The 23,822-nt window shown below is 72.8% G+C and carries 25 protein-coding genes; 13 read left to right on the forward strand and 12 right to left on the reverse strand.

Annotated features, from left to right (window positions below; translation table 11 throughout):
• Positions 1-36: 36 nt before the first annotated feature.
• The gene (gene hemG / locus ABD371_RS18175; RefSeq protein WP_344478156.1) at positions 37-1,488 is read left to right on the forward strand and encodes a protoporphyrinogen oxidase; all 1,452 of its coding nucleotides are present in this window, start codon (positions 37-39) and stop codon (positions 1,486-1,488) included.
• Between the two features lie 4 nt (positions 1,489-1,492).
• Positions 1,493-2,206: a hydrogen peroxide-dependent heme synthase gene (gene hemQ, locus ABD371_RS18180; RefSeq protein ID WP_344478158.1), complete on the forward strand. Its 714-nt coding sequence runs from the start codon at positions 1,493-1,495 to the stop codon at positions 2,204-2,206.
• A gap of 99 nt (positions 2,207-2,305) precedes the next feature.
• On the opposite strand, the gene ABD371_RS18185 is transcribed toward hemQ, so the two are convergent.
• The 5 genes from ABD371_RS18185 to ABD371_RS18205 form a co-directional block, all read right to left on the reverse strand.
• Positions 2,306-3,907, reverse strand: a complete 1,602-nt coding sequence (locus ABD371_RS18185) for an alpha/beta hydrolase (RefSeq protein WP_344478161.1) — start codon at positions 3,905-3,907, stop codon at positions 2,306-2,308.
• A 148-nt stretch (positions 3,908-4,055) separates the two neighbouring features.
• Entirely contained in the window at positions 4,056-5,039 is a 984-nt protein-coding gene (locus ABD371_RS18190; protein WP_344478163.1) for a TIGR04222 domain-containing membrane protein, read from the reverse strand.
• A 5-nt stretch (positions 5,040-5,044) separates the two neighbouring features.
• Positions 5,045-6,346 carry an MbnB/TglH/ChrH family RiPP precursor modification enzyme gene (locus tag ABD371_RS18195; RefSeq protein ID WP_344478165.1) on the reverse strand — a complete coding sequence of 434 codons (1,302 nt, stop codon included), beginning with the start codon at positions 6,344-6,346 and terminating at the stop codon, positions 5,045-5,047.
• Between the two features lie 168 nt (positions 6,347-6,514).
• On the reverse strand, positions 6,515-7,792 hold the full coding sequence (locus ABD371_RS18200) for an aminopeptidase (RefSeq protein WP_344478167.1): 1,278 nt from the start codon (positions 7,790-7,792) through the stop codon (positions 6,515-6,517).
• A 233-nt stretch (positions 7,793-8,025) separates the two neighbouring features.
• A complete protein-coding gene (locus ABD371_RS18205; RefSeq protein WP_381733977.1) occupies positions 8,026-8,754 on the reverse strand; it encodes an aminoacyl-tRNA hydrolase in 729 nt (242 codons plus the stop codon).
• Positions 8,755-8,849: 95 nt separating this feature from the next.
• Between ABD371_RS18205 and ABD371_RS18210 the strand changes: the two genes are divergently transcribed.
• Both ABD371_RS18210 and ABD371_RS18215 read left to right on the forward strand, forming a co-directional pair.
• Positions 8,850-9,521, forward strand: a complete 672-nt coding sequence (locus tag ABD371_RS18210) for an AIM24 family protein (protein WP_344478171.1) — start codon at positions 8,850-8,852, stop codon at positions 9,519-9,521.
• A 121-nt stretch (positions 9,522-9,642) separates the two neighbouring features.
• The gene (locus tag ABD371_RS18215; protein WP_344478173.1) at positions 9,643-9,843 is read left to right on the forward strand and encodes a hypothetical protein; all 201 of its coding nucleotides are present in this window, start codon (positions 9,643-9,645) and stop codon (positions 9,841-9,843) included.
• An 18-nt stretch (positions 9,844-9,861) separates the two neighbouring features.
• On the opposite strand, the gene ABD371_RS18220 is transcribed toward ABD371_RS18215, so the two are convergent.
• The gene (locus ABD371_RS18220; RefSeq protein ID WP_381733918.1) at positions 9,862-10,755 is read right to left on the reverse strand and encodes a polysaccharide deacetylase family protein; all 894 of its coding nucleotides are present in this window, start codon (positions 10,753-10,755) and stop codon (positions 9,862-9,864) included.
• Between the two features lie 166 nt (positions 10,756-10,921).
• Here ABD371_RS18220 and ABD371_RS18225 point away from each other — a divergent pair, with 166 nt between their 5' ends.
• Complete coding sequence (locus ABD371_RS18225; protein ID WP_344478176.1) at positions 10,922-11,422, forward strand: cupin domain-containing protein; 501 nt, start codon at positions 10,922-10,924, stop codon at positions 11,420-11,422.
• Positions 11,423-11,431: 9 nt separating this feature from the next.
• Here the strand turns inward: ABD371_RS18225 and ABD371_RS18230 are convergent, their stop codons facing one another.
• The gene (locus tag ABD371_RS18230) at positions 11,432-11,917 is read right to left on the reverse strand and encodes a MarR family winged helix-turn-helix transcriptional regulator (protein WP_344478178.1); all 486 of its coding nucleotides are present in this window, start codon (positions 11,915-11,917) and stop codon (positions 11,432-11,434) included.
• Between the two features lie 108 nt (positions 11,918-12,025).
• On the opposite strand from ABD371_RS18230, the gene ABD371_RS18235 reads away from it, so the two are divergent.
• On the forward strand, positions 12,026-12,439 hold the full coding sequence (locus ABD371_RS18235) for an organic hydroperoxide resistance protein (RefSeq protein ID WP_344478180.1): 414 nt from the start codon (positions 12,026-12,028) through the stop codon (positions 12,437-12,439).
• Between the two features lie 74 nt (positions 12,440-12,513).
• Positions 12,514-13,371, forward strand: a complete 858-nt coding sequence (locus ABD371_RS18240; RefSeq protein WP_344478182.1) for a class I SAM-dependent methyltransferase — start codon at positions 12,514-12,516, stop codon at positions 13,369-13,371.
• Between the two features lie 15 nt (positions 13,372-13,386).
• Here ABD371_RS18240 and ABD371_RS18245 read toward each other — a convergent pair whose 3' ends face one another.
• The 3 genes from ABD371_RS18245 to zapE form a co-directional block, all read right to left on the reverse strand.
• Positions 13,387-14,745, reverse strand: a complete 1,359-nt coding sequence (locus tag ABD371_RS18245) for an alkaline phosphatase PhoX (RefSeq protein WP_344478184.1) — start codon at positions 14,743-14,745, stop codon at positions 13,387-13,389.
• Positions 14,746-14,869: 124 nt separating this feature from the next.
• Positions 14,870-15,295, reverse strand: coding sequence for an OsmC family protein (locus ABD371_RS18250; protein ID WP_190123666.1), 426 nt, complete (start codon positions 15,293-15,295; stop codon positions 14,870-14,872).
• 42 nt (positions 15,296-15,337) lie between these two features.
• On the reverse strand, positions 15,338-16,393 hold the full coding sequence (zapE, locus tag ABD371_RS18255; protein ID WP_344478432.1) for a cell division protein ZapE: 1,056 nt from the start codon (positions 16,391-16,393) through the stop codon (positions 15,338-15,340).
• 60 nt (positions 16,394-16,453) lie between these two features.
• Here zapE and ABD371_RS18260 point away from each other — a divergent pair, with 60 nt between their 5' ends.
• From ABD371_RS18260 to msrB, 4 genes are all read left to right on the forward strand, one after another.
• Entirely contained in the window at positions 16,454-17,236 is a 783-nt protein-coding gene (locus ABD371_RS18260) for a pyrimidine reductase family protein (protein WP_344478186.1), read from the forward strand.
• Positions 17,237-17,359: 123 nt separating this feature from the next.
• Positions 17,360-17,812 carry an indole-3-glycerol phosphate synthase gene (locus ABD371_RS18265; RefSeq protein WP_190123664.1) on the forward strand — a complete coding sequence of 151 codons (453 nt, stop codon included), beginning with the start codon at positions 17,360-17,362 and terminating at the stop codon, positions 17,810-17,812.
• 82 nt (positions 17,813-17,894) lie between these two features.
• Complete coding sequence (murC, locus tag ABD371_RS18270) at positions 17,895-19,313, forward strand: UDP-N-acetylmuramate--L-alanine ligase (RefSeq protein ID WP_344478188.1); 1,419 nt, start codon at positions 17,895-17,897, stop codon at positions 19,311-19,313.
• A 13-nt stretch (positions 19,314-19,326) separates the two neighbouring features.
• Entirely contained in the window at positions 19,327-19,734 is a 408-nt protein-coding gene (msrB, locus tag ABD371_RS18275; RefSeq protein ID WP_344478190.1) for a peptide-methionine (R)-S-oxide reductase MsrB, read from the forward strand.
• A gap of 5 nt (positions 19,735-19,739) precedes the next feature.
• On the opposite strand, the gene ABD371_RS18280 is transcribed toward msrB, so the two are convergent.
• Complete coding sequence (locus ABD371_RS18280) at positions 19,740-20,135, reverse strand: VOC family protein (protein ID WP_344478193.1); 396 nt, start codon at positions 20,133-20,135, stop codon at positions 19,740-19,742.
• Between the two features lie 53 nt (positions 20,136-20,188).
• On the opposite strand from ABD371_RS18280, the gene ABD371_RS18285 reads away from it, so the two are divergent.
• Positions 20,189-20,812 carry a nucleoside/nucleotide kinase family protein gene (locus ABD371_RS18285; protein WP_344478196.1) on the forward strand — a complete coding sequence of 208 codons (624 nt, stop codon included), beginning with the start codon at positions 20,189-20,191 and terminating at the stop codon, positions 20,810-20,812.
• Positions 20,813-20,939: 127 nt separating this feature from the next.
• Entirely contained in the window at positions 20,940-21,893 is a 954-nt protein-coding gene (locus ABD371_RS18290; protein ID WP_344478197.1) for a DUF1444 domain-containing protein, read from the forward strand.
• A gap of 10 nt (positions 21,894-21,903) precedes the next feature.
• Here the strand turns inward: ABD371_RS18290 and treZ are convergent, their stop codons facing one another.
• Positions 21,904-23,649, reverse strand: a complete 1,746-nt coding sequence (gene treZ / locus ABD371_RS18295; RefSeq protein ID WP_344478199.1) for a malto-oligosyltrehalose trehalohydrolase — start codon at positions 23,647-23,649, stop codon at positions 21,904-21,906.
• Between the last annotated feature and the right edge of the window lie 173 nt (positions 23,650-23,822).

The following is a 23,822-nucleotide window of genomic DNA, read 5'->3' on the forward strand; positions in this document are numbered from 1 at the left end:
GTCGGGACTCGATACGGGGTTTGAGAGAGTGGAGCCATGCAGTCCTCCCCGCGTACGGACCCAGCGGGTCCCACCCCGGCCGCCCACGCCGTCGTCATCGGCGGCGGGATCTCCGGCCTCGCCGCCGCCCACCGGCTGGCGGCGGCCGGAGTCCGGGTCACCCTCCTGGAGTCCACCGAGCGCCTCGGCGGCAAGCTGCGGACCGGCGAGATCGCCGCCGCCCCCGTCGACCTCGGGGCCGAGTCCCTCCTCGCCCGCCGCCCCGAGGCCATCGACCTCGCCCGCGCCGTGGGCATCGGCGACCGGCTGAGCCCGCCCGCCACCGCCACCGCGTCCGTCTGGACCCGCGACGCCCTGCGCCCGATGCCCAAGGGCCATGTGATGGGCGTCCCCGGCACCCCCGAGGCCCTCGCCGGACTGCTCTCGGCCGAGGGCGTCGCCCGGATCGCCCGCGAGCGCGAGCTGCCCCCCGCCGAGATCGGCGACGACATCGCGATCGGCGCGTACGTCGCCGAGCGCCTCGGCCCCGAGGTCGTCGACCGGCTGGTGGAACCGCTGCTCGGCGGGGTGTACGCGGGGAACGCGCACCGCATCTCGCTGCGCGCGGCCGTGCCCCGGCTCTTCGAGGCCGCCCGGAGACACGGTTATCTGCTCGACGCGGTCCACGAGGTCCAGCGGCTCACCCGCGAGGAGCAGGCCGGCGGCCCCGTCTTCCTCGGCATCGAGGGCGGCGTCGGCACCCTGCCCGGCGCGGTCGCCGACGCCGTACGCGCCCTCGGCGGCGAGATCCGCACCGGCACCCCCGTACTCGGCCTCGGCCGCACCGACCGCGGCTGGCAGGTCCGCACCGACCGCCGGCTGATCCACGCCGACGCCGTGATCGTCGCCACACCCGCCTGGGCCGCCGCCGATCTCCTCGCCGCCGAGTCGCCCGCCGCGGCGGCCGGGCTCGGCCGGGTCGAGTACGCCTCGATGGCCCTGGTCACCCTCGCCTTCCGCCGCGCCGACCTGGCGGGCCTCCCGGCCGGCAGCGGCTTCCTCGTCCCCCCGGTCGACGGCCGCGCCATCAAGGCCTCCACCTTCTCCAGCCAGAAGTGGGAGTGGGTCGCCAAGGCCTCCCCGGACCTCTTCGTGCTGCGCACCTCGCTCGGCCGGTACGGCGAGGAGGAACAGCTGACCCGCGAGGACGCCGACCTCGTCGCCGCCTCCCTGCACGACCTCGGCGCGGCGGCGGGCATCGCCGCCAAGCCCGTCGCCACCGACGTCACCCGCTGGATCGACGGCCTGCCGCAGTACCCGGTGGGCCATCTCGACCGGGTCGCCCGCATCCGGCAGGAGATCGCCAAGCTTCCCGGACTGCGGGTCTGCGGGGCCGTGTACGACGGTGTGGGCATCCCCGCCTGCATCGCCGACGGACAGCGCGCTGCGGACGAGATTCTCGCCACGCCCACCCTGGCGCCGGGCACTGATCAGGGCGCGGGACAATAGATCCATGAGTGCGCCCGAAAAGATCCCGAACGCAGGCAAGAAGGCCAAGGACCTCAACGAGGTCATCCGGTACACGCTGTGGTCCGTCTTCAAGCTGCGCGATGTGCTGCCCGAGGACCGCTCCGGTTACGCGGAGGAGGTCCAGGAGCTGTTCGACGAGCTCGCCGCCAAGGACGTCACCGTCCGCGGCGTCTACGACCTCTCCGGGCTGCGCGCGGACGCCGACGTCCTGGTCTGGTGGCACGCCGAGACCGCCGACGAGCTCCAGGAGGCCTACAACCTCTTCCGCCGCACCCGCCTGGGCCGCGCGCTGGAGCCGGTCTGGTCGAACATGGCGCTGCACCGCCCCGCCGAGTTCAACAAGTCGCACATCCCCGCGTTCCTCGCCGACGAGAACGCCCGGGACTACGTCAGCGTCTACCCGTTCGTCCGTTCGTACGACTGGTATCTGCTGCCCGACGAGGACCGCCGCCGGATGCTCGCCGACCACGGCAAGATGGCCCGCGGCTACCCGGACGTGCGCGCCAACACGGTCGCGTCGTTCTCCCTCGGCGACTACGAGTGGATCCTCGCTTTCGAAGCGGACGAGCTGCACCGTATCGTCGACCTGATGCGCCATCTGCGCGCGTCCGAGGCCCGTATGCACGTCCGCGAGGAGGTCCCGTTCTACACGGGCCGCCGCAAGTCGGTCACGGAGCTGGTGGCCGGGCTCGCCTGAGCCCGATCACCGATCCACGCGACACCTCGGGAGCCTCACGGCTCCACCGAACGAAGGCCGGTGCGCACCCAGCGGGCCCGGCCTCTCAGACCCGGAAGATCAGACGTTGTGCGGCGGCTTCGGCCGTGCCGCGCTCCGGTCCAGCGACACCGGGTCCGGCTCCGGGTGCGGCGCGCACGCAGCGCGCCGCACCGGCGTCTGTCCGCGCAGCAGATAGTTCTCCAGATGCGCGTTGACACAGCTGTTGGGACCCCCGCCGACGCCGTGGGTCCCGGCGTCCTCCTCGGTGATGAGCACCGCGCCCTTCAGCCGCCGTGCCAGCTCCTTCGCCCCCGCGTAGGGCGTCGCCGCGTCCCGCTCGGCCGCCAGGATCAGCACCGGCGGCAGCGCGCCCCTCTTCGTCCGCACCTCCAGTGGCCGCTGCCTCGGCGCGGACCAGTAGGCGCACGGCAGATTCGCCCACACGTTGTCCCAGGTCTCGAAGGGGGCCCGGCGGGCGAGTTCGGTGTTGTCGCGGTCCCACACCGCCCAGTCGGTGGGCCAGGGGGCGTCGTTGCACTCCACGGCGGTGTAGACGGCGTTGGAGTTCTCCGCGTCCTTCGCACTGCCCGGCCGGGGGGCGGCCTGGGCGATCAGCGGCTCCTCGTTGCCGCGCAGATACTCCGAGAGGGCCCGCGCGCGGGGCTGCCAGTAGTCGTCGTAGTAGGCGGTCCCCAGGAACGCCGACTGGAGCTGCCCCGGGCCCACCACACCGCCCGCCGGCGTCACCGCGAGCCGGGCCCGCGCCCTCTCGTAGCTCTCGGCCACCGCCTCGGGAGTGGTTCCCAGCCCGAAGGTCTCGTCGTGCCGGGCGGCCCAGGCGCGGAAGTCGGCCCAGCGGCTCTCGAACGCCAGCGACTGGGCCAGATTGCTGCGGTACCAGATCTTCTCGCGCGCCGGGTCGACCGCCGAGTCGAAGACCATCCGGCGCACATGGGAGGGGAAGAGCGTCGCGTACAGCGCGCCGAAGTAGGTGCCGTACGAGGCTCCCATGAAGGTCAGCCGGGGCTGGCCGAGTGCCGCCCGCAGCACATCGAGGTCCCGGGCGTTGTTGAGCGAGGTGTAGTGCCGCAGCGAGGGGCCCACGATGCGGGCGCAGCCGTCCGCGTACGCCTTCGCCGCCGCCCGCCGCTCCCGCTTCTCGGCGGGGGAGGGGTGGACCGGGGACTGGGTGGGGGCCTTCAGATACTCCTTCGGGTCCTGGCAGGAGAGCGGGGCCGACCGGGCCACCCCGCGCGGGGCGTACCCCACCAGGTCGTAGGCGCGGGCGATCCGCTTCCACTCGGGCAGGGTGCCGGCCAGCGGGAAGTACATGCTGGAAGCGCCGGGTCCGCCGGGGTTGTAGACGAACGCCCCCTGGTACCGCTCCGGTTCGCCGGTCGCCGGGATCCGGCTGACCGTCAGCGCGATCCGCGCGCCGTCGGGTTCGGCGTAGTCGAGCGGTACGTCGACGGTGCCGCAGCGCACGGCGGCCGGCAGCCGCTCCTCCCGGGGGCAGTCGCCGAAGGCGATGCCCTCGGCGGCGGCGCGCCGGGCGGCGATCGCGGTGCCCCGGGCCTCGGCGTCCTGGGCGGCGGCCCCGCCGGCCGGCGACACCGCCAGCGTCCCGGCGATCAGCGGTGCGATCGCCGCCGCCACCCCGTACCTCGCCACTGCTCTCATCCCGTTCCCGTTCCCCTCTGAGCGCGCGTCTGGGCCGACGGCGGTCAAGGGATCCTTCGTGGCCGGGCGGGGGCGTGTAAAGCACCGTCGTACGGTGTCGTCCGCGATGACTCCGATGCGCCGTCCGGGTGCGTGAGCGCCCCCCGGGTCAGCCGCAGCCGCAGCCGCCGCACCCTCCGCAGCCGCCGCCGTCCCCTCCTCCGCCGTCGCCTCCCGAGGCTCCGTTCCCGTCGCCCTCGCCGGATGCTCCGCAGCTCCCGCCCGGGGCCGCGCCGCACCACTGGGCGGCGGCCTCCGCCTCCGACGAGCTGCTGCCCCCGGCGGCCGCGGCGACGAACACCACGGGTGCGAGGGCGGCGGCCACCAGCACGGGCCTCAGCGCCGTGTCGGGCACCGCGCTCGGGCCCTTCGTCGCGACCAGCCGCGCCGGGTCCCCGGCCTCCGCGTACCGCGCGCCGTGGGCCTTGAGCGCTCGGCGGCCCGGCTTGGTGGTCCGTCGGTCCGCGAAGCCGACGGCATGGCTGCCGATCCCCAGGCCGAGGACGATGGCGGGCAGGAGCGGCAGGATGAACGGCACGCCGAAGGGGCTCGCCCCCATGCCGGAGCCGATGACGGTCACCACGATGGAGACGGGTATCGCGAGGACGGAGAGCGAGCTGAGCAGATGCCCCCAGAAGCTCAGCGCCCTCCGGCGGCGCTTCGGGGGCGTCATCAGCCCCCGGGCGGCGAGCGCGTCCCCGATGCCCTGGACGGCGCGCGAGCGCATCACCGCGCCCCGCACCTGGGTGAGCGAGCCGTTCGGCGCGACGGCCAGCCGCTCCAGCACCGCCCGCTCCACCGGGTCGTGCGCCGCCGGGCCGTCCGCCGGGTCCGCCGTCGGGGCCACGGCCGCGACGATGCCCGGCCCGCCGATCCGGATCCGCCCGTCCAGGTGCATCACGGTGAGCGCGGTGTCCACGACCCGGCCGGGGCCGCCCGCGAGGAAGGCCGCGTCGTACGGGTCGTCGACCGTCTCGCCGAGGCCCGCCGCCAGTTCGGCGCGGCGGATCGCTCGTATTCTCAGGATCAGGGCGGTCGACCAGAGGCCGATCGCCCCGGAGGCGTACACGACCACGGTCTCCATGGTCTGCATGGGTTCTACCTCCGTACGAGAGCGGCGCGCGCGGCGCGTACGATCCGCCGGGCACGCCGGGGTGGGCGGGGCGCGATCCGATCCTCCCACCAAAGGGTCAGTTCCCGGCGGGACTTGTCGTCGGCGGGCTGCCCGGCGAGCAGCAGCTGTTCGGCGAAGTCGAGGGCGTCGCGCCGGTAGCCGGAGCGCAGCGGCCGGTTCCTGGCGTACGCGAGGAACGCGGGCCGGTAGCCGTCCCCGAGGATCCCGGGCAGTTCGGGCGCGATCCTGGCGACGATCGAGGCCCGCTTGGCGGCGAGCGCCCGCCGCTGCACCCGGAGCCGCCGGTGGTCGAAGCCCTCGGGCGCGGGGGTCCCGGCGACCAGCGAGGACAGCAGCGCGGCCTGGGCGATGCCGAGCCGCTCCCGGGCGGGGCCGTCCTCCTCGCCGGGGCCGCTCGCCACCCTCTCCCGTATCTCCCGGGCCTGTGGCACCGCCGCGCGCGGCGGGCCGACGCGCAGCGCCTCCCGGATCGCGGACAGCTCGCCGCCCAGCTCGGCGGCGGCCGGGAAGTCGTCGTCGCGCTCCAGCAGCACCCCGGGAGGGCTGACCCGGGAGCGCAGCTCGCGCAGGACGTTCAGCACGGGTTCGGTGACCGGGTGGGCGTGGGTGTCGTGCCAGACGCCGTCCCGCTCGACGCCGCCCGCCACATGGACGTACGCGATCGCCTCGACCGGCAGCTCGTCCAGCGCGGCGGCCGGGTCCTCGCCGTGGTTCACCAGATTGGTGTGGAGATTGGCGACGTCGATCAGCAGCCTCACGCCGGTGCGCTCCACCAGCTCGGCCAGGAACTGCCCCTCCGTCAGCTCCTGGCCGGGCCAGGAGATCAGCGCCGCGATGTTCTCCAGCGCCAGCGGCACCGGCAGCGAGTCCTGGGCCACCCGCACGTTCTCGCAGAGCACCTTGAGCGCTTCCCGGGTGCGCGGGACGGGCAGCAGATGCCCCGCCTCCAGCGGGGGCGAGGCGGTGAGCGCGCCCCCGGCGCGCACGAACGCGATGTGCTCCGTCACCAGCGGCGAGCCCAGCGCCCGGGCCCGCTCCGCCAGCTCCGTGAGCCTGCGCTCCGACGGCCGGTCCGCGCCGCCGAGCCCCAGCGACACCCCGTGGGGCACCACGGCGACCCCGCGCGAGCGCAGCCGGGTCAGCGAGTCGGGCAGATGGCACGGGCAGATGTTCTCCGCGACGACCTCGACCCAGTCGACGCCGGGCAGTGACTCGACCGCCTCGGCGATCTCGGGCCGCCAGCCGATTCCGATACCGAGCTCCATGTCCCCCTCCTCTGCCCGCCGGACGCCACGGGCGTGTCAGGGTCATGACCCCGCCGATCGGTGTCGAACCCCGGAGCTGGGACGTTCAGAGGATGATTTGAGGTTCCCCTCCCCGTCCTTCTCGCTCCCCGGCTGGCCCCGGGCCGGCCGGCCGGGGGAGCGGTTCAGTCAGCCCTTCGCGGGCGGCGGGCCGGTCACACCGGCCCACTCCTTGAGTTTTGCTTCGATCTCCTGCTGATCCGCCGGTGTCAGATAGGAGAAGTCTCCGTATGTGGGACCGACGTAAACCTTTGAATCCCTGCTCTCATTCACCTGGAAGGGTTCTGCGCCTATCGGGCTGTACTCCCCGTAGACGTAGATCATGTTCGAGGAATGCTCGCGCACCCAGGTGTCGATGTCCGCCATCGCGCCATTGTCGAATTGCATCGGGACGGCGCGGTCGACGAAGGTGCGCGGGTTGTTGATGCCGGGGTAACGCAGCAGATCGTCCAGGTGCGGGGTGCTGATGGCGGGCCAGCCGGTCTGGGTCCCGGCCAGATAGATATTGGCCTCCTCCCAGCGCAGCGACCAGTCGGCGCGGCTGTGGTTGGCGCTCACCAGGCGGAGCTGGTGCCAGATCGCGGCCGTGGTGGCGGTTTCGGCGGGGATGTAGGCGCACATCCCGTCGGCCGCCAGCTGCTGCCAGTACCGCCACGGGAAGTCCGTGACCGCGATTTCGAAGGCCCGGTCCACCGAACCGACCAGCTGGAAGGTGAAGCCCTCCTGCTGGGCGTACTGGCGGTAGAGCTCCACCAGCTCGTCCCGGCGTATCAGGGCCTCGCGCTGGAAGGACTCGATCCGTTCCCTGCACTCGGGGGTGTTCCGCTGGGCGAGGTGGGCCTCGTACGCCGAGTCGTCGTCGTTGTGGGCGTCGTTCCGGGCTCCCACGACATAGGTGCCCACCACGTCGTTCGGGTAGAAGCGGCGGTGGTACGTGGCGACCTCGCCGGTCAGCGCCATGCCGGTGGACAGCCACTTCTGGTCGTAGATTCTCTTCATCGCGACCGTCACCCGGTGCAGATCGTCCGCCAGCTGCCGGATGTTCAGCTTCGACAGGTCCTTGGGGACCAGCTCCGAACCGGGCAGGAAGCGCTGCTCCACCCTGACCTCGTTCTTGCGGAAGGTGATGCCCAGCGGGTCCCCGTAGGCGTGCTGGGTGGGAATCAGCGCCGTGGGCAGTTCCTCGCCCCGGTGGTAGACGACGACCTTCTGCCGGAAGGTGCCCGCCGCCGGGTCGCGGTGATCCTTCGGCTGGGTGAGGAAGACCTCGTACACGCGCCGGTCCCAATCCTCCCAGCTGGTGGTCTCCCGGACGGAGGCCACCTCCGGGAGCGCGGCGAGGCGCGGCTTGATGTCCGTGATGGGGGTTTCGGGCAGGGCGGCGGCCGGGGTGCCGGAGAAACTCACGGCACCTAAAAGCACCACAAGTGATAGTAAATATCTGATTGTGTTGCGCATCGGCTCTCCTCGTGGGGGAACGAAAAGCTCACCGAATAAGCTAACTTGGCATGCCCATGATCGCCAGGTTCGTGATATGTGATAAGCGATTTCGCGACGCGCGGTGCGGTACCATTCGAAATGCGAGGTGAGTGCATTGACCCCGAATTGAGCAGTGGTGCGGCGCTTATGCGGGGGGCTCCCTATTTCCCGGTCAGCGCGGGATGATCGGCGATCACCGTCGCCGAGCCGGGCGCGATCTCCGTGAAACCCGCGTCCCGGACGAGCGGGAGTCCGCTCGCCGCCAGCTCGGCCCACCGGCCCGGCTCCGCCGTGCGCACCGAGAGGGCGAAGCCGGACGCGGCCCAGGCGGCGCGCTCCGCCTCCGACAGCTCCCACCAGGCCAGCTGCGCGCCGTGGCCCGCCTGTGCCATCGCCTTGCCGGCGGACATGCCGAGACCGGGGCTCATCCACAGCACCGGCCCGCCCGGGGCGGGCTCGGCGGGGGGCTCCGGATCGTCCAGGTCGGTCCCCGAGACCTGGAGCTTGGCCAGCTCCTTCGGCCAGCCGTCCAGCGGCACGGGCGGGAACACCCGTACCTCCGCGTGCTCGCCGGTCACGGTGATGCCCGGCAGCCCCGAGGCCTTCCGCCACTCCGCGCCGCGCGCCCGGCGCACCACCTTGCGGATCCGGGCGTCCTGCCAGTCCCGCACGGCCCGCGCCCACTCGCCCTCGTCCTCGCCCTCACCCAGCGAACGCTCGTCGGCGAGGAGCGTGAGCACCGCGCGCGCCGCCGTCTCCAGCGCGTCGGTACGGGCCGGCGGATCGGTCTTCTCGATCCGCACCACCAGCGGCAGTACGAACTGGGGCGCCTCGTCGCGCTGGTCGGGACGGGTCTCGGTGCTCTCGAAGTCGCTGCTCACACCCGCGATTCTGCCAGCCCGGCCCGCGCGGCCCCGACGTGCCGATTCGCCGCGATCGAGGATATTTCTTGTCGTAACAAGCGGCTCCGGGTGAGTATGCACCCATGAAAAGCGATCTCTTCTCCTCGGAGAACATGGCCCAGCGCGCCACCGTTGCCGGAATGACCCAGCAGAACGCCAAGTCGATCAAGTACGCCGTCAACGGCGAGATGCAGGCACGGCAGGGATCGATGATCGCCTTCCGCGGCGATCTCCAGTTCGAGCGGAAGAGCCAGGGCATAGGCGGCCTGCTCAAGCGGGCCGTCACCGGTGAGGGGCTGCCGCTGATGTCCGTACGCGGACAGGGCGAGGCGTGGTTCGCGCACGAGGCGGCGAACTGCTTCATCATCGACATCGAGCAGGGCGACTCCCTGACGGTCAACGGCCGCAACGTCCTCTGTTTCGACTCCAGCCTCTCCTACGAGATCAAGACCGTGAAGGGCGCGGGCTCGGCCGGCGGCGGACTCTTCAACAGCGTCTTCACCGGCCACGGCAAGCTCGCGATCATCTGCGAGGGCAACCCCATCGTGATCCCGGTCACCCACGATCAGCCGGTGTGCGTGGACACCGACGCGGTCGTCGGCTGGAGCGCGGGCCTCGCGACCTCGCTGAACCGCTCCCAGTCCTTCGGCTCGATGGTGCGCGGCGGCTCCGGCGAGGCCGTTCAGCTGATGCTCCAGGGCGAGGGCATCGTCATCGTGCGCCCCAGCGAACTCGTTCCCCAGGCGTCGAACTGAGGCTGCGGCCGGCCGGCCGCCGCTGCTCGCGACCGGGGCCGCCGTGCCGGCCTGCGCGCTGAACTCCCGGCGGGGCGGCGCGGGCGGCGGGCCGTGAACGCGCCGGAGTAGGCTCGTACGCATGGACGATTCGTACTGCGAGACATCGGGCGCCGGGCCTCGTCCCGGTGCCGGCCCCGCGCGTCCGCCGGCCCCGGACGAGCCCTTCGCCGAGTGCGTACTGTGCCGTGAGCCGACCGAGTACCCGGAATCGGTGAAGGGCATCACCCTCTGCCCGGTCTGCGAGTGGCAGGAGGCCCAGCGGACGGCCTGCTCGGGCTGATCCCGTCCCCGCGCCGGGTCAGCGTCTGTTCTTCATCAGCTCGGAGACCTTCACCATGCGGTAGCCCCGGTCGCGCAGCGCGGGCACGATCGTGCGCAGGGCCTGCTCGGTGACGGGGGCCGCGCTGCGGGTGCAGTGGAGGACCACCACGGAGCCCGGCTTGACCTCTTCGAGCACCTGCTCGGCGACGGCGTCCGGGTCCCCCGCGAAGGCGTCCCCGCCGACCACGTCCCACTGGACGGCGGTCACCCCGGCCGGGGCGATGGCGCGCAGCGCGCCGTCGTCGTAGCAGCCGCCGGGGAAGCGGAAGTACGGCACCACATTGCGCGCCCCGCTCTTGCGGATGGCGGCGAAGCCGCGGTTCACATCGGCGAGCATGCGGCTCTTGGCCACCTGCGGCAGGCCGTAGCACTTCGAGGTGAAGGCGTAGTGGCTGTAGGAGTGGTTGGCCACCTCGAAGAGCGGATCGGCTCCGATGGCCCTGGCCTGGTCGGGGTACTCCTCGGCCCAGCGGCCCGTCATGAAGACCGTGGAGGGGACCTTCAGCTCGCGCAGCGCGTCGACGAGGGTGGGGTTGTCGAAGCGCTCGCCGCGCAGCGCCCGCCGTCCCTGATCGGCGGTCATGTCGGCGTCGAAGGTGAGCGCGACGGTCTTCCCCTCGAACTCGCTCTCGTCGCTGTACTCGTTGAACTCGTCCCCGTCGGCGTCCTTGGGAAGGGCGCCGCGTTTGAAGACCGGGGTCACGGCCTGCTGCGGCTTGGCCCCGGGGGGGCCCGCCGCGGCGGCCTTGCTGGGGGCGGCCGGTCCGGGGGCGGGCCTGTCGGCGGCGCAGCCGACGAGAACGGATCCCAGGAGGGCCAGCGCGGTAAGTCTTCGCACAGAAATGATCACGAAGTAAAAATATAGGATCATTTCATAATTTAATGGACATACTGCTTCTCGTCGGAGTGTCGGGGGCGTCGGGGGGCCGGTCCGGGGTCTGGGAGGATGCCCGGACTGAAACCGGACCGGACTGAACCGGATCGGACTGAATCGGGCCGGGCCGGATCGCGCCGGGTCGGCGCTCGGGAGGAATCGCATGGAAGGGCCCACGACGGCCGGAGTGCTGGCGGGGATGGCGGAGGTGGCCGCCGCGCGGGCGGACCGGGGCGGGGCGCTGTGGCGGCTCGCGGCCCAGGGGCGGCAGCTGGACGCGAATCTCGTCCGGGTGCCCCCGGGCGAGGGGGTGCCGGTCCATGTCGAGCCCGACCTCGACGTCCTGCTCTGTGTGGTCACCGGCGACGGCGAGCTGGAGACGGACGCGGGCCGGCAGCCGCTGGCGGCCGGGGCGGTGGCCTGGCTGCCGCACGGCACCCGCCGGGCGGTGAGCGCGGGCCGCGAGGGCCTCGTCTATGTCACGGCGCACCGGCGGCGGCCGGGCATGAGCATCCGGGGCCCGGAGACGCCCGGGGCCGTCGCCGAACCCGAGGGCGGCGAGGCGGCCTGTCCGCTCGGCCGGATCTGCCCCTCCTGCGACCGCCCCGCCGAGCTTCCTGCGGCCCGCTACTGCGCCCACTGCGGCACGGCGCTCCCCGCCTAGAAGGGCCGGTCAGGCCGGGGGAGGCGGCAGGGGGCGGGCGTCGTCGAGCGCGCGGGTCAGGGCGTGCAGCTCCTCGCGCAGGGCCCGCACCCGGTCGAGGGGCAGCCCCGTCGCCGCGGCGATCCCGCGCGGCACGGCGCGCGCCCGCTCCCGCAGCGCCGCCCCCGCCCCGGTGGGGCGCGCCGTCACCGAGCGCTCGTCCTCGGTGCTGCGCCTGCGCTCCACGTACCCCGCCGACTCCAGCCGCTTCAGCAGCGGCGACAGCGTGCCCGAGTCCAGCCGCAGATGCTCGCCGATCTTCTTGACCGGCAGCTCCCCGTGCTCCCAGAGCACCAGCATCACCAGATACTGCGGATAGGTCAGCCCCAGCTCCTTCAGCGCGCCCCGGTACACCCCGTTGAACGCGCGCGACGCCGCGTGCAGCGCGAAGCAGATCTGCTGGTCCAGCCGGAGGAAGTCCTCCTCCGGCACCTCGCTGAGCGTCGTGTCGGCCATCTCTCCAGCATACCGGCGGGGCCTCCGTCCGCCATTCAGTTGTGTGCAACTCAATTGTGTGCTGTAGTTGTGCTCCGGCAGACCACCGACGAGACGAAGAGGCCAGTCATGGACCCGCTCTACACCGCCGCAGCCACCGCCAACGGTCGGGAGGGCCGTGCCGTCAGCTCCGACGGCACCCTCGATCTCCCGCTCGCCTTCCCGCCGGCCCTCGGCGGCGACGGAAAGGGCACCAACCCCGAGCAGCTCTTCGCCGCCGGGTACGCCGCCTGCTTCGCCGGTGCGCTGGGGGCCGTCGGCCGCCAGGAGAAGGCCGACGTCAAGGACGTCTCGGTGACCGCCGAGGTCGGCATCGGCAAGGACACCGACGGCGGCTTCGCCCTCTCCGTCGTCATACGGGTCGAACTCCCCGCCCACCTGGAGGGCGAGCAGGGCCGGGCGCTCGTGGAGAAGGCCCACGCCGCCTGCCCGTACTCCAAGGCCACCCGGGGCAACATCCCCGTCGAACTCGTCGTCGAGTAAGCCGGGCGGCCGGGCGGCCGGGAGGGCCGGGCGCGTGGTGTCGCGGCGGGGGGCGGCGCGGTTGGATGGGCCCCATGAGTGAGTCAGAGGAGCACCCCGCCCGCGACCTGGCGGAGCAGATGCGGACCAACGAGGCCAACTGGGACGCCCGTACCCCCGTCCATCTCGCCAGCCGGTTCTACGGCGTGGACCAGAACCCCGACCCCGCCCGCTGGTTCGCCCCCTTCGAGTGGACCGACATGGGCGAGCTGTCCGGCCGGGACGTGCTGCATCTCCAGTGTCATCTCGGCACCGAGACCCTCGCCTTCGCCCAGCGCGGGGCGCGCACCACCGGCCTCGACCTCTCCGGCGCGGCGGTGACCGCCGCCCGCGACATCGCCGCGCGGGCGGGCCAGGACGTCGACTACGTGCACGCCAATGTCTACGACGCGCCCGAGGCCCTGGGCGAGCGCCGGTTCGATCTCATCTACACCGGCAAGGGGGCGCTCTGCTATCTGCCGGACCTGCCGCGCTGGGCCGAGACCGTCAGCGGACTGCTCCGCCCCGGCGGCCGGCTCTACATCGTGGAGTTCCACCCCCTCCTCCAGGCCCTCGGCCTCACCCCCGGCCCCGGTGACACCCCCGAGCTGCTGCTGCGCCACGACTATCTCGGCGGCCGGGGGGCCATCCTCCAGGACGCGACGCACACCTACACCGACGGTCCGGCGGTCGAGGGCACGACGGACTGCTACGAGTGGATGCACGGCCTGGGCGATGTGGTCGACGCGCTGATCGGGGCCGGTCTCGGCGTCGAGCGGCTGCGCGAGTACGAGGAACTGCCCTGGCCGCGCTGGCCGGAGATGGAGCGCACCGGCAACGGCTGGTGGCGGCTGCCCGAGGGCTCCCCCCGGATCCCCCATCTCTTCGCCCTGCTCACCACGGCGAAGAGCTGAGGTCTCCCGCGCGGCTCAGTCCCAGGGCCCGGTGATCGCGAAGGTCGTCCCGGGCCGGTAGACGTTGACGTACATCGTCTCCCGGTCCGGCGAGAACTCCACCCCGGCGAACTCGCCCCACTGCGGGGCCTCGGGGGTGCCCGTGTTCTGCCGGTTGCGGGCCACCGGGTACACCTCGCCGTGCCGGGTCAGCCCGTAGACGTGCTGAGCGCCGTCGCCGTCCTCGCAGACCATCAGTCCGCCGCCGGGCGCGAGGCAGATGTTGTCGGGGGACTCCCCGGGCAGCCGGACATCGGTGTCCGGGCCGAAGACGATCACCAGGGTGAGACGGCGGCGGTCCGGCTCGTACCGCCACACCTGCCCGTGGTGGTCGCCGGCCGAGCCCTCCGCCGCGCGGGCGTAGCTGGAGACGAAGTACACCGAGCGCCCGCCCCAGTAGCAGCCCTCCAGCTTCTGCGCGTGGGTGATCCCCCTCGGCCCGAAGTCCTGGAGCCGGATCGGCGTCAGGGCCGCCGAGCTGTCCGGGACCGGTGCCCACTCCACCCGGTCGAAGCTGACGCCCGGCTCGTCGATCGCGGACAGATCCGGCACGCCGGGCACCCGCATGGCCTCCAGTTCGCCGCCCGCGCGCAGCGAACCGGTGCCGCCGAGCGGTTTCCCGGGCAGGAACCGGTAGAAGAGCCCGAACGGCCGCTGGAAGGCGTCCTCCGTCTCGTAGACGATCCCGCTCCGGGGGTCGACGGCGACGGCCTCGTGCTGGAAGCGGCCCATCGCGGTCAGCGGCACCGCCCCGGTGCGGCGCGGATCGGCGCCGTCCACCTCGAAGACAAAGCCGTGGTCCTTGGTGTAGCCGTTGACGCCGGCCTTGTCCTCGTTCTCCTCGCAGGTCAGCCAGGTGCCCCAGGGGGTGGGCCCGCCCGCGCAGTTGACGGCCGTGCCGGCGATGGCGACCCGTTCGGAGCGGACGCGGTTTCCGCTGTCCAGCTCCAGGGCGGTGCACCCGCCCCGGGCCGCCGGGTCGTAGGTGAGACCTTCGACGGCCGGCACGCCGAGCGAGGAGGTGTGGCGGTTCTCGTGATTGCGTACGAGGTGCACCCGGCCGTGGCGGCCCGCGAGGGCGGCCATGCCGTCGGGCCGGCCGGGGACCGGTCCCTCGCCCGAGAGCATGGGTTCGCCCGCGCGGGAGAGCACCGAGTAGCGGAAGCCGTGCGGCAGATCGAGGATTCCCGCCGGGTCGGGGACGAGCGGGCCGTGGCCCCGGCGGCCCCGGGCGGCGGCGGTGGTCGTGAAGAGTTCGGAGAGCGCGCCCGTGAACGCTATTCCGGCGCTCAGCGCACCGGTGCGGGCGAGCAGCTGACGGCGTGTCGCTGACATGAGGCAGCTCCCTGCTGGCGGACAGAGATGTGACCCGCACGTGTGTAGCACGCGCCTCGCGGCACGTGAACCGTGCGGGTCACGGCACCTCGTGCGGTACGGCGGGACTCCGCCGTACCGAGGATCAGACCAGCTCGGCCGTGAGCGTGATCGTCGTGCCCGTCAGCGCCTGGCTGACCGGGCAGTTCTTCTTGGCGTTCTCGGCGGCCTCGGCGAACGCCCCGGCGTCCAGACCGGGCACCTCGCCGCGCACGGTGAGGTGGATACCGGTGATGCCCTCACCCGGCTGGAAAGTGACGTCGGCCTTGGTCTCCAGACGGGCCGGCGGGTTGCCCGCGCCGGTCAGACCGTGCGAGAGGGCCATCGAGAAGCAGCTGGAGTGAGCCGCCGCGATCAGCTCCTCCGGGCTGGTCTTGCCATTGGCCTGCTCGGCGCGGGACGGCCAGGAGACCGGCTGCGAACCGATGCCGGAGGAGTCGAACGTGACGGTGCCCGAGCCCTTGAGCAGTTCGCCTTCCCAGACCGTGTGTGCCGTGCGCGTGGTGGCCATGGTGTGAATCCCTTCAGACGGAAAGCTGTTTACTCCCCGAACCTACTGCCCCGGGAGTTCCCTCGCGTCACGGGCCAGGGCGGTGAGACGGGAGATCGCCCGGAAGTACTTCTTCCGGTAACCCCCGTTCAGCATCTCCTCGCTGAAGAGCCGGTCGAAGGGGAGACCGGAGGCGAGCACCGGAACCTCCCGGTCGTAGAGCCGGTCGGCCAGGACGACCAGCCGCAGCGCGGTGGACTGGTCGGGCACCGGGCCGACACCGGTCAGACAGACCATGCTCAGCCCCTCGGTGAGGGCTCCGTAACCGCTGGGATGGATCCGCGCCAGATGTTCCAGCAGCCCGGGGAAGGAGTCCAGGGACGCCCCGTCGGTGGCGTACGCGGTCTTCGTGACCACCTCGTCGGAGTACGGCGCGGGGGCCTCGGGAAGCCCCCGGTGGCGGTAGTCCTCGCCGTCGATCCGCAGCGGCAGGAAGTGCGCGGACAGCCCCTGGATCTCCCGGAGGAAGTCGGCGGCGGCGAACCGGCCCTCGCCGAGCTTCCCGGGCAGGGTGTTGGAGGTGGCCGCCAGCGCCACACCCGCCTCGGCCAGCTTCTTCAGCAGGCTCGACACGAGCACGGTGTCGCCCGGGTCGTCCAGCTCGAACTCGTCGATGCACAGCAGCCGGTGTCCGCTCAGCGTCCTCACGGTCTCCTGGAAGCCGAGCGCGCCGACGAGATTGGTCAGCTCGACGAAGGTGCCGAAGGCCTTGAGCGAGGGATCGGCCGGGGTGGCGTGCCAGAGGGAGGCCAGCAGATGGGTCTTGCCCACGCCGTAGCCGCCGTCGAGGTAGACGCCCCGGGGGCCGGCCGGCGCGGCGGGCTTCTTCGCGAACCACCGGCGGCGGCCCGAGCCGCTCGGGTGCGCCCCGCCCAGCCCGGCGGCGAACGAGCCGAGGGCGGCGACGGCCGCCGCCTGGCTCGGCTGCCCCGGATCGGGCACATAGGTGTCGAAGCGCACGGCGTCGAAACGCGGTGGCGGCTGCATCTCCTGGACCAGCCGGTCGGCGGGGACGTGGGGCCTGCGTTCGCAGAGTGACTGCGGAACGCCGCTGGTCATGACGGTTGCAACACGGGTGGACACAATTCCCCACTGTAAGGGGCGTGCCACACTGCCCCCATGCGACGCCTGCTCCCTGTGACCCACCAGACACCCGCCGACGACCGTGAGTGGTCCCTCGACGAGCTGGCCGAGGCCTACGCGTATCCGGTGGCCGTCCCGGGGGAGGGGCGGACCCCGGGGGCGTGGCTGCGGGCCAACATGGTCTCCTCGCTGGACGGCGCGGCCCAGCACGACGGCCGCTCGCAGCCGCTGTCCTGCGCCGCCGACATGCGGATCTTCGGCACCCTGCGGGGGCTGGCCGACGCGGTCGTGGTGGGTGCGGAAACGGTACGCCTGGAGGGTTACCGTCCGGCCCGCGCCCGGGAGGCCTTCGCCGCCCGCAGAGAGGCGGCGGGCCAGGGCCCCGCGCCCGCGATCGCCGTGGTGAGCGCTTCGCTGGGGCTGGACTTCTCGCTGCCGCTGTTCACCGAGCCGCTGACGCCGACCCTGATCCTGACCGGGGCCGCCGCGCCGGCGGACCGGGTCCGCGCCGCCGAGCGCGCGGGCGCGCGGGTGGTGGTCGCCGGGGACGGCCCGGGCGTGGACCCCGCGACGGCGGTGGCGGCGCTCGCGGAGCGGGGACTGACCAGGCTGCTCACCGAGGGCGGACCGAGGCTGCTGGGGCAGTTCGTGGCCTCGGGGACCCTGGACGAGCTGTGTCTGACCCTCTCGCCCACCATGACCGCCGGGGACTCCCAGCGGATCGCGGGCGGGCCCGGGGCGGCCGTTCCGGAGCGGTTCGCGCCGACCTCGCTCCTGGAGGAGGCGGGCTTCCTTTTCGCTCGCTACGGCCGCATCTGACAATCAGCGGAATTTGCCGTTCCGGTTAGCTTCGACTGGGCACACTTATCTCTGCAGACCCCGTGCGGGCACGGGGAAGGATGGTTTTTGCAGAAGGGTCCTGACGTGTTCACAAGCGTACTGATGATCGAAAAGCCCCTGACGCCCGAGGACGTGGACTTCGTCACCACCCTGCACGGGGAAGAGGCGGTCTCGTTCATCGTGCTGCTGCAACCTCGCGGGGACCAGGCCGACGTCCTGTTGCGCGCGATCGACGACGTGGCGCTCGGCGAACTCAAGGACGCGGTCCACGAGGGCGAGGAGCCCGAGGGCGGCGAGGCCAGGGAGCCCGCCGAGAGAGGCCTGGAACTCTCCGTCGCCGCCCTGCGCGCGGCGGGCTGCCGGGCGGAGGGAGAGGTGGTCGAGGCCCACCCGCTGGACCGGCTCACGGCCCTGGTGGCCGAGAAGGGGGCCGACGAGGTGATCGTGCTGACCGCGCCGCACTACGTGGAGGAGTTCTTCCACCGGGACTGGGCCTCCCGGGCGCGGCACAAGGTCGGCGTACCGGTGCTCAAACTCTTCGCGCACAGCGAATAGGCTGGGCCCTCGCCCCGTCGCGGCACCGGTGCCGCGACGGGGCGAGGCCGCACCGACCGTCGTACACCTTGGAGACACACGCATGGCACCCGCCATCCCCAGCGCCATGGAACGCCCGCACTTCATCGGCATCGGGGGTGCCGGAATGTCCGGCATCGCGAAGATCCTCGCCCGGCGCGGCGCGCTCGTCGCCGGCAGCGACAGCAAGGAATCCCCGACGGCGGACGCCCTGCGGGCCCTCGGCGCCACCGTCCACATCGGACACGAGGCCGGGCACCTCGCCGACGACGCCAGCTGCGTCGTGGTCTCCAGCGCGATCCGCGCCGACAACCCCGAGCTGCTGCGCGCCGCCGAACTCGCCGTCCCGGTCGTCCACCGCTCCGACGCGCTGGCCTCCGTGATGACCGGACTGCGCCCGATCGCCGTCGCGGGCACCCACGGCAAGACCACCACCACCTCCATGCTGGCCGTCGCGCTCTCCGCGCTCGGCCTGGACCCCTCGTACGCCATCGGCGGCGACCTGGAGGGCCCCGGCACCAACGCCCGGCACGGCGAGGGCGAGATCTTCGTCGCCGAGGCGGACGAGAGCGACCGCAGCTTCCACAAGTACGACCCCGAGGTCGCGATCATCCTCAACGTGGAACTCGACCACCACGCGAACTACGCCTCGATGGACGAGATCTACGAGTCCTTCGAGACCTTCACCGGCAAGATCGTCCCCGGCGGCACCCTGGTGATCTCCGCCGACCAGCAGGGCGCGGTCGAGCTGACCTCCCGGCTGCGCGCCCGGTCCGGGGCGGAGTCCGCCCCGGAGTCCGGGCCGAGGATCGTCACCTACGGCGAGTCGCCCGACGCGGACGTACGTGTGCACAGGATCACCCCGCGCGGACTCTCCAGCGAGGTCACCGTGGTCGTCGACGGCCGCTTCCTGACCTTCACCGTCTCCGTCCCCGGCAGCCACTACGCGCACAACGCCGTGGCCGCGCTCGCCGCCGGAGTCGCCCTCGGCGTCCCGGCGCACAATCTGGCCTCCGCCCTCGGCAAGTACACCGGGGTCAAGCGCCGCCTCCAGCTCAAGGGCGAGGCGGCGGGCGTCCAGGTCATCGACTCCTACGCCCACCACCCCACCGAGATGATCGCCGACCTGGAGGCCATGCGGGGCGCGGCCGAGGACGCCCGGCTGCTGGTCGTCTTCCAGCCCCACCTCTTCTCCCGCACCCAGGAGCTGGGCAAGGAGATGGGCCAGGCCCTCGCCCTCGCCGACGCCTCCCTGGTCCTGGAGATCTACCCGGCCCGCGAGGACCCGATCCCCGGCGTCACCAGCGCCCTCATCACCGAGGCGGCCCGCGCGGCGGGCGCGGACGCCACCCCCGTCGGCGACCCCTCGCTGATCCCGGCGACGATCGCGGGAATGGCGAGGCCCGGCGATCTCGTTCTCACCATGGGCGCGGGTGACGTCACGGACCTCGGACCTGAGATCCTCGCCCGTCTGTCGAGCTGAGGAAGCGGTTTTCATGGCGTACGACATCGACAAGCCGGACGAGCAGTGGCGCGCGGAGCTGACCCCCGCCGAGTACCAGGTGCTGCGGCAGGCCGGGACGGAGCCCGCCTTCCGGGGCGAGTACACGGACACCACCACGGAGGGTGTCTACTCCTGCCGGGCGTGTGACGCCGAGCTGTTCCGCTCGGACACCAAATTCCCCTCGCACTGCGGCTGGCCGTCCTTCTACGACCCCAAGGACACCGACGCGGTCGAACTGATCGAGGACCGGTCCCACGGAATGCTCCGCACCGAGGTCCGGTGCGCGCGCTGCGGATCGCACCTCGGCCACGTCTTCGCGGGCGAGGGGTATCCGACCCCCACCGACCAGCGCTACTGCATCAACTCCATCTCCCTGCGGCTCACCCCCGACAAGGACTGACCGGCTCAGGGGCCCGCGGGCTCCAGCAGGTCCCAGCGGTTGCCGTACAGGTCCTCGAAGACCGCGACACTGCCGTACGGCTCGTGCCGCGGGCGCTCCAGAAAACGGACGCCCGCGGCGAGCATCCGCGCGTGATCGCCCGCGAAGTCCTCCGTGTACAGGAAGAACCCCACCCGGCCGCCCGTCTGCGCGCCCACACACCCCCGCTGCGCCTCGTCCTTCGCCCGGGACAGCAGCAGCCCGGTCCCCGCGCCCGCCCCCGGCGGACGCACCACCACCCACCGCGAGCCGTCCGGCCGGGGCGTGTCCTCGCTCAGTTCAAAACCGAGCGCGCCGGTGTAGAAGGCGATGGCTTCGTCGTACTCACGGACGACCAGGGAGACCAGGGCGATCATCGACATGGCCCCACCCTAGGCCGTCTCCCCATGGATTCAGCGCCTGGGACAATGGGGTGGTGACCGCCCTCCCGCCCGGCCTGCTCGAACGGGCCGCCGCCCTCGCCGTCCCCGGCCGGCGGCGGATCCTGGGTATCGCCGGAGCGCCCGGAGCGGGCAAGTCCACCCTCGCGGAGCGGCTGTGCCGGGCCCTGGACGGACGGGCCGCCCTCGTCCCGATGGACGGCTTCCACCTCGCCGGAGCCACCCTGGAGCGCCTCGGCCGGGCCGACCGCAAGGGCGCGCCCGACACCTTCGACGCCGACGGCTACACCGCGCTGCTCACCCGGCTCCGCGCCCGCGCGCCCGGTGTCACCGTCTACGCCCCGGCCTTCGACCGCGCGCTGGAGGAGCCGGTCGCGGGCAGTGTCGCCGTACCGCCGGAGATCCCCCTGGTGATCACCGAGGGAAACTACCTCCTCCACGACGACGGCCCCTGGTCGGCGGTCCGGCCGCTGCTCGACGAGGTCTGGTACCTGGAACTCGACCCGGAGGTCCGGGTGCGCCGTCTCGTCGACCGCCATGTGCGCTTCGGCAGGGACCGCGCCCACGCCGAACGCTGGACGGCCCGCTCCGACGAACCCAACGCCCGGCTGGTCGCCCTCGGCAGGGACCGCGCCGACCTGGTCGTCACCCTGCCCTGACCTCCCCTGGCCGGGGTGGACCGGACCCGGGTGGGTACGCTCACAGACGGTGGACCGAGGCGGGGCGGACCTCCCGGGGGCGGCTCCGGGCTCGAGAGAGCCAGGGGCGAACGAAAGGCGGATTGACGTGGGGCTGTTCCGGCGGAGGCCGAAGCGCGACGGACGGGACGCGCCCCGGGACCCCGAGTTCGCCTACTTCTCCGCCGACGAGGGCGCGCGCTTCCGCGCCCTGGTCCGCGAGGCCTTCGCCGAACAGGGCCTCGAAGTCCTCCTCCACCCGGACATGGTCTCCGACAACTCCGGCCGGCAGTTCGGCCTCGCCAACCTCGCCGCCGTCCTCCACAACGACGACCGGGGCCCGCGCGCCTGGCCCGAGCTGGTCCGCCGGCACGTCGGCATGGTGCTGCGGACCATGGACGCCCCCTCCGCGCTCGACACCCTCTCCACCGAGCAGATCCGCTCCCAGCTCTACCCCCGGGTCCTCGGCTCCGAAGGGTTCGACCCGGAGAACTTCGACTACGCGCGCTCTCCCGCGCCCGGACTGTACGAGATCATCGCGCTCGATCTCCCGGAGAGCGTCATGATGCTCACCGACGACGCCCTCGAACCTCTCGGCAGCCTTCGCTACCTGCGCGAACAGGCCCTCTACAATCTGCGCGGCCTGCCCGTCGAGGGACACGAGAGCGTCAAGGGCGACGCCGGGATGCGCTTCGAGGTGATCCTCGGCGACTCCTTCTACACCGCGAGCCGGGTGCTCACCCTGGAGAGCGTCGTCCGCGAGACCACCGGGGAGGAGCTGACCCCCGACGGCGCGCTGGTGGCGATACCCTTCCGGCACCAGCTCGCCTTCCACGTCATCAAGGACGCCGGCGCGATCCCCGCGCTCAACGCCATGGCCGCCTTCGCCGCCACCGGGTACGTCGACACCCCGGGCGCGATCAGCCCCTTCGTCTACTGGTGGCGCGAGGGCACGCTCACCCAGCTCAGCGCCCGCGAGGAGGACGGCGAAGGGCTGCGGATCGTGGTCGGCGACGACTTCCAGGAACTGCTGGAGCGGCTGAGGGGCGGCGGCGGAGTCTGATCCGCCGGGCTCACTCCGCGGCCAGCACCGCGCAGGCCCGCGCCGCCGGCCGCAGCACCCCGTCCGCCCCCGGGGCCGTCACCGACCCGAAGGACGCCAGCACCCGCGCGGGGCCGCCGAGCGGGATCGCCGCCGGGCCGTCCGACAGATTGACCGCGATCCGCAGCCCGCCCCGCCGCACCAGGAGCCAGCGCGCCCGCTCGTCGTGGTCCACCCGTACCGAGGCCAGATCCGGATCGTTCAGATCCGGATGGCTCCGGCGCAGGGCGATCAGCTCACGGTGCCAGGCCAGCAGCCGGGCGTGCGGCTCGCGCGAGCGCTCCGAGCGGTCCAGACAGGAGCGGTCGCGGGTCGCCGGGTCCTGCGGGTCGGGCACGTCCAGGACGGCCCAGCCGTGCGCGGCGAACTCCGCGCGCCGGCCCTCCCGCACCGCTCGGGCCAGCCGGGGGTCCGTGTGGTCGGTGAAGAACTGCCAGGGGGTACGGGCCCCCCACTCCTCGCCCATGAACAGCATCGGCGTGAAGGGGCCCGTCAGCACCAGCGCCGCCGCGCACGCCAGCGTCCCGGGGTCCAGGGACCGGGAGAGCCGGTCGCCGAGCGCGCGGTTGCCGATCTGGTCGTGGGTCTGCGCGTAGCCGACGAAACGGTGGGCGGGGGTGCGGTCCGTGTCCACCGGCCGGCCGTGCACCCGCCCCCGGAAGGAGGAGTACGTGCCGTCGTGGAAGAAGGCCCGGGTGAGCGTCTTGGCGAGCGCCGCCATCGGGGCCCGCGCGAAATCCGCGTAGTACCCCTGGGACTCGCCCGTCAGGGCGGAGTGCAGGGCGTGATGGAAGTCGTCGTTCCACTGGGCGTGCAGCCCGATGCCGCCCGCCTTCACCGGCGTCGTCGTCCGGGGGTCGCACAGATCGGACTCGGCGATCAGGAACAGCGGTCGCCCCAGCTCCGCGCCGAGCGCGCCGACGGCCGTCGCCAGCTCCTCCAGGAAGGTCAGCGCCCTGCCGTCGGCGAGCGCGTGCACCGCGTCCAGCCGCAGCCCGTCCAGCCGGTACTCCCGCAGCCAGGCCAGCGCGCTGCCCAGCAGATAGGCCCGCACCTCGTCCGAGCCGGGCGCGTCGAGATTGACCGCCGCGCCCCAGGGGGTGCGGTGGGCGTCGGTGAAGTACGGCCCGAAGGCGGGCAGATGGTTGCCGGAGGGGCCGAGGTGGTTGTGCACCACGTCCAGCACCACGCCCAGGCCGTGGCCGTGGGCCGTGTCGACGAAGCGCTTCAGCGCCTCGGGCCCGCCGTAGGGCTCGTGGACCGCCCACGGCGACACCCCCTCGTACCCCCAGCCGTGTGTGCCGGGGAAGGGGCAGACCGGCATCAGCTCGATGTGCGTCACCCCCAGGCCGGCCACGTCCGCGAGCCGGCCGGCCGCCGCGTCCAGCGTCCCCTCGGGGGTGAAGGTGCCGATGTGCAGCTCGTAGAGGACCGCGCCCGCCAGCGCCCGGCCGGGCCACTCGTGCCGCCAGTCGTACGAGCCGGGGAGCACCACCGCGCTGGGGCCGTCCGGTCCTTCCGGCTGACGGCGCGAGCGGGGGTCGGGCAGCACCGGGCCGCCGTCCAGGGCGAATCCGTAGCGGGTTCCCTCCGGCGCGGCGGCCTCGGCGCTCCACCAGCCGGCCCGGCCCGCCACCGGCGTCATCGGGTGCTCCACGCCCGCCAGCCACAGCGCGACCCGCTCCTTCGCCCTCGGCGCCCACACCTCGAACAGCACTGGCGGTCCCTTCCTCGTCGGCCGGACGGCCCGGCCCGCACCCGGGTCCGGTCCGTCCGGTCCGGGTCCGGCGGGGTCCATCCTGGCGACTGCGGCCCCCGCGGGCGGGGTCCCTCGGCCATTGGGGTCAACGGGCGCGCCGCGGGGCCGCCGGGAGATCTCCCGGCGGCCCC

This window comes from Streptomyces amakusaensis, from assembly GCF_039532665.1.
Taxonomy (GTDB): Bacteria; Actinomycetota; Actinomycetes; order Streptomycetales; family Streptomycetaceae; genus Streptomyces; species Streptomyces amakusaensis.